Source organism: Geobacillus sp. LYN3, from assembly GCF_003064505.1.
In the GTDB taxonomy this organism is placed as follows: Bacteria; Bacillota; Bacilli; order Bacillales; family Anoxybacillaceae; genus Parageobacillus_B; species Parageobacillus_B toebii.
In genome coordinates this window covers 1-425 of the sequence record NZ_QCWL01000080.1, presented here as the reverse complement: position 1 = coordinate 425, position 425 = coordinate 1, and the positions used below count along the sequence as shown (strand labels likewise).

Genomic DNA, 425 nt, shown 5'->3' with positions numbered 1-425 from the left:
TTTTCTATGACCGAAATGCCCTATTTGTGCTGGGCTTTTTTATACACTAGCACTGGGGTGAATAGTTACATGCGTGAACGCCTGTTGATCGTAACCATTCTAATATTAGCCACTGCTTTTTTCGGGGAAATGAAAATTAATCCGTTTAATAGCCCGTTCCGCTTCTCATTAGGGAGTGCTATCTTTTTTTCGGACTTATTTCATTTGAGATGATTTCCCCGCTTTTTATATGGAATTAAAAAAGGCGTAACGCTTATTCTGATCGTTGGTGCATCAAACGTTCCTTCCTTTCGCATCCGTTGTTGAACGTTAACTGTAAAGTTTTTACTATTATGTAATTTTATCATAAACAGATAGTAACTATTCACCCCAGTGCTAGTGTATAAAAAAGCCCAGCACAAATAGGGCATTTCGGTCATAGAAAA

The 425-nt window shown here is 37.6% G+C and carries 1 protein-coding gene and 1 pseudogene; one reads left to right on the top strand and one right to left on the bottom strand.

Annotated elements, in window-relative coordinates:
- Positions 1-69 precede the first annotated feature (69 nt).
- A pseudogene (locus DCC82_RS18925) lies at positions 70-198 on the top strand (sensor histidine kinase); the annotation flags it as partial.
- A 2-nt stretch (positions 199-200) separates the two neighbouring features.
- On the opposite strand, the gene DCC82_RS18475 reads toward DCC82_RS18925, so the two are convergent.
- Positions 201-425 (bottom strand): hypothetical protein (locus tag DCC82_RS18475; protein WP_146177920.1); only part of this gene is annotated, 225 nt, incomplete at its 5' end.